General features: G+C 66.1%; 5 protein-coding genes. 1 reads left to right on the forward strand and 4 read right to left on the reverse strand.

Annotated features, from left to right (window positions below; genetic code table 11):
* From AC1DBQ_RS22180 to AC1DBQ_RS22195, 4 genes are all read right to left on the reverse strand, one after another.
* Window positions 1-288, reverse strand: a 288-nt coding sequence (locus AC1DBQ_RS22180) for a non-heme iron oxygenase ferredoxin subunit (RefSeq protein ID WP_476930565.1), incomplete at its 3' end; no start/stop codon positions are given.
* Between the two features lie 23 nt (window positions 289-311).
* The gene (gene sufD / locus AC1DBQ_RS22185) at window positions 312-1,598 is read right to left on the reverse strand and encodes a Fe-S cluster assembly protein SufD (RefSeq protein WP_476930566.1); all 1,287 of its coding nucleotides are present in this window, start codon (window positions 1,596-1,598) and stop codon (window positions 312-314) included.
* Entirely contained in the window at window positions 1,598-3,061 is a 1,464-nt protein-coding gene (gene sufB / locus AC1DBQ_RS22190; RefSeq protein WP_476930567.1) for a Fe-S cluster assembly protein SufB, read from the reverse strand. The genes sufD and sufB overlap by 1 nt, the downstream gene beginning before the upstream one ends.
* Window positions 3,061-3,972, reverse strand: a complete 912-nt coding sequence (locus tag AC1DBQ_RS22195; RefSeq protein WP_476930568.1) for a helix-turn-helix transcriptional regulator — start codon at window positions 3,970-3,972, stop codon at window positions 3,061-3,063. The genes sufB and AC1DBQ_RS22195 overlap by 1 nt, the downstream gene beginning before the upstream one ends.
* 107 nt (window positions 3,973-4,079) lie before the next feature.
* Between AC1DBQ_RS22195 and AC1DBQ_RS22200 the strand changes: the two genes are divergently transcribed.
* Window positions 4,080-4,431 (forward strand): ATP-binding cassette domain-containing protein (locus tag AC1DBQ_RS22200; protein WP_476930569.1); only part of this gene is annotated, 352 nt, incomplete at its 3' end.

Raw genomic sequence — 4,431 nt, forward strand, 5'->3', positions numbered from 1 at the left:
GGTCACGGCAAAGACGGGGACAGGATCGTAGGCCGGCAGCTGGAGCGGCTCACCGCTGCGCAGGTCGAACTGGGAACCGTGGCCCCAGCACTCKATCTTGCAGCCTTCCACCTCACCTTCGGAAAGGGAGATGTCCGCATGCGAGCAGGTGTCGCCGATGGCGTGGATCTCGCCCATCGAGTCTTTCACGATCGCAACGGGGTAGTCATCGATCAGGATCCGCAGTGCCTGCTTGACCTGGATCTCGCTGGCGTTGCAGACAAGCTCGCCCTTTGGCTGTTCAGTCATTAATCTTCCCTGTGCTGTGCTGGCTAATGATTCGTTGCCGCGAGTTCGCGCTCGACAGCGTCCGTGAGGCGCTCTTCGATGGCAGGAACCTTGATCTGCTGGATGATCTCGTTCAGGAAGCCGCGGACCACCAGACGGCGGGCCACCTCTTCCGGAATGCCGCGGGCCATCAGGTAGAACAGGTGCTGGTCGTCGAACCGTCCGGTGGCGCTGGCGTGGCCGGCGCCGGCGATCAGGCCGGTCTCGATCTCAAGGTTGGGCACGGAGTCCGCGCGGGCGCCGTCGGTCAGGACCAGGTTGCGGTTGGCCTCGTAGGTGTCGGTGCCTTCTGCCTCCTTGCGGATCAGAACGTCACCAACCCACACGGTGTGCGCATTGCGGCCCTGCAGGGCACCCTTGTACAGGACGTTGGACTTGCAGTTGGGCACCGAGTGGTCCACGAACAGGCGCTGTTCCAGGTGCTGGCCGGCGTCGGCGAAGTACAGGCCGAACAGTTCCACTTCGGCGCCCGGGGCGGTGAAGCGTGCCGACGGCGTGACGCGCACGAGGTCGCCGCCGAGGCTGACGACGATGTGCTTGAACTTGGCGTCCCGGCCGAGCTTGGCCTGCTGGGAGGAGGCGTGCACGGMGTCGTCGTTCCATTCCTGGAGCGAGATGACGGTGAGCTGCGCGCCGTCCCCGACGACGATCTCGATGTTTTCCGAGACGACGGCGGTGCCCTGGTGGTCCAGGACCACGACGGCCTTGGAGAAGTTTTCGGCGACGATCACGACGTGCTGCGCGGAGGCTTCGGTGCCCTGGCCGGTCAGCAGGACGCTGACCTCGCCGTCGACCTGGACCTCGGCGGGAACCGTGATGACGGTGGCCTCGGTGAAGTTCTCCCAGGCGTTCGCGGACACACGGTCCTCGGGGATGGCGGCGGAGCCGATCCGGCGGTCGTCGCGGCCGACGGTCTCCACCGTGACGCTGTCCGGGGCGGTGACGCTCACGGACGGGGCGGCGCCGTTGAGGACCGCGGTGTGCAGGCCGCGGAGGCGCTTGAGCGGGGTGAACCGCCAGTCCTCTTCCATGCCGGTCAGCGGCTTGAAGTCAGCCAGCTTGTAGGAGGTCAGCCGGCCGGCGCGTGAGCTGTCCGGAATGCCGACGCCGCCACCGTGGGAGTGGCGCTTGACGGCCTCGCCGGCCAGCGGCGCCTTGGACTCCGCGGCGTTCAGCGGTGAGAGGCTCTCGCCTTCCTCGGTGAAACCGTTGATGAACGGCTGGGCTGACGGCGCGCCGATGCGGGCCTTTTCAGTAGTGATGTCAGTCATTAACCGACCGATCCTTCCATCTGCAGTTMAATCAGGCGGTTCAGCTCAAGGGCGTATTCCATCGGCAGCTCACGGGCAATCGGCTCGATGAAGCCGCGGACGATCATCGCCATGGMCTCGTCTTCGCGCATGCCGCGGGACATCAGGTAGAACAGTTGCTCTTCGCTGACGCGCGAGACCGTGGCCTCGTGGCCCATGGTGACGTCGTCCTCGCGGATGTCGATGTACGGGTAGGTGTCCGAGCGGCTGATGGTGTCCACCAGCAGGGCGTCACAGCGGACCGTGTTGGCCGAGTGCTTGGCGCCTTCACGGACCTGGACCAGGCCGCGGTAGGCTGCACGGCCGCCGCCACGGGCGACKGACTTGGAGATGATCGAGCTCTTGGTGTTCGGCGCGATGTGGACCATCTTGGAGCCGGTGTCCTGGTGCTGGCCTTCGCCGGCGAACGCGATGGACAGAGTCTCGCCCTTGGCGCCCTCGCCCACGAGGTAGACGGCCGGATACTTCATGGTGACCTTGGAACCGATGTTGCCATCGATCCACTCCATGGTGGCGCCCTCTTCGCAGATGGCGCGCTTGGTGACCAGGTTGTACACGTTGGTGGACCAGTTCTGGATGGTCGTGTAGCGGACGCGGGCGCCCTTCTTCACGATGATCTCCACGACGGCGGAGTGCAGCGAGTCCGAGGTGTAGATCGGCGCGGTGCAGCCTTCGATGTAGTGGACGTAGGAGTCCTCGTCGGCGATGATCAGGGTGCGCTCGAACTGGCCCATGTTTTCGGTGTTGATCCGGAAATAGGCCTGCAGCGGAATGTCCACGTGGACGCCCTTGGGCACGTACACGAAGGACCCGCCGGACCAGACGGCCGTGTTGAGCGAGGCGAACTTGTTGTCGCCCACCGGGATGATCGTGCCGAAGTATTCCTGGAAGATCTCCGGGTGCTCGCGCAGCGCGGTGTCGGTGTCCAGGAAGATGACGCCCTGGGCTTCGAGGTCCTCACGGATCTGGTGGTACACCACCTCGGATTCGTACTGGGCCGCCACGCCGGAGACCAGGCGGCTGCGCTCGGCTTCCGGGATGCCGAGCTTCTCGTACGTGTTCCGGATGTCCTCGGGAAGGTCTTCCCAGGTGGCGGCCTGCTTCTCGGTGGAGCGCACGAAGTACTTGATGTTGTCGAAGTCGATGCCGGAGAGGTCCGCACCCCATGTGGGCATGGGCTTGCGGTCGAAGTACTTCAGGCCCTTGAGGCGCAGGTCCAGCATCCATTCCGGCTCGCTCTTCTTAGCCGAGATGTCGCGGACAACGTCTTCATTGATGCCGCGGCGAGCGTTGGCTCCGACGTCGTTCTTGTCGGCCCAGCCGTACTCGTAGGTGCCGATTCCGTGGAGCTCGGGATTCTTTTCCAGAATCTCCGAAATCACAGTAGAGTCAGCAACCTTCTTCTCTGATAGTTGGTCCGTCATCACGGCCTTTCTTGCAGATGGTTGGATACTTCGTCCGGGGTACCCGGGGCTGCGGGACTGGAAGCCCCGACGGCGGCCGGACGGCCCGTAGGTATGTGGGTGGTGCAGACATGCCCGCCGCGCGCGAGAGTCGACAGCCGGCGCACATCGACGCCGACCAGCCGGGAGAACACTTCGGTCTCCACATCGCAGAACACGGGGAACTGGGCCGCCAGGTGCTGGATGGGGCAGTGCCCCTGGCAGAGCTGGACGCTGGACAGGGCGGCCGGAAGCGGCGCCTTGGCTTCAATCGACTGCGCCGAGGCCACKAAACCGTCGCGGCTCAGCGCCTCGGAGAGGGCCCGGGCCCGGGCCGTGATGTCCGGTCCGGCCTGTTCGATCCCGGGTGCGTAGCGGCGTTCCATGTCGGCGAACCGTTCGACGGCGAACTGCCGGACCGCCTMGGGGCCGGCGGCCTCGCCCAGGCGGCGCAACGCCACGGTGGCGATGTCGAGGTAGTCGTTGCCAAGCGTCGACTGGCCCTGGGAGCTCAGGACATAGCGGCGGGCGGGACGTCCCGCGCCGGCRCCGGCACGGGCAGCCCGCTTGACCTCAATCACGCCGCTGCGCGAGAGGTGGTCGAGGTGGCGGCGGACGGCGGCAGGGGTGAAGCCCAAGAGGTCGCCGAGTTCGGCGGCGCTGATGGGTCMATGCTCCAGCACGGCGTTGAGGACGCGGTCACGCGTGCGCTCTTCGGCGTCGTGGGTCTGGCTGCCGGCGCCCGCGGGAACGACGTCGGGAAGCTCATCCGGGACGACGGCCACGTGCGCCCGGGCGGATCCGAGGCGAGCAGTGCCGCGGCCGGACCGGGCAACCGGCGCAGCGGCTCCAGACACGGCGGCTCCAGACACAGAGGGACTCATGGAATACACAACACAATCATGTCGTAATTTACTCCGTCGATCCAGTAAGGCATGGCTTGCCTGCAGTTGGCGCCCGTTCCGGGGGAACGCCGTACTACATCGCGTAGAATGCTGTGGTGCGATCTCCCGAATCCCCCGTTCTGACCATCAGCGGGCTCGTCAAGGATGTTGGTCCACTGCCCACCCTCGACGGCAAGATGCTGCGCGTGGTCAGCGGCMTTTCCMTCGTTGCCGAACGCGGCCAGGTAACAGCCCTGCTCGGCGCCAACGGCGCCGGCAAGACCACCACCATCGAATGCGCCCAGGGGCTGCAGAAGCGGACCTCCGGCACMATCAGCCTGCTCGGCCAGGATCCGGACACTGCCGGCGCCGGCCTCCGCGCGCGCGTCGGTGTCATGCTGCAGGACGGCGGTCTGCCGCCGTCGGCCCGTCCCATCCCCCTGCTGCGGCACATTGCCGGCATGTACC

Source organism: Arthrobacter sp. 10T413_2, from assembly GCF_056394205.1.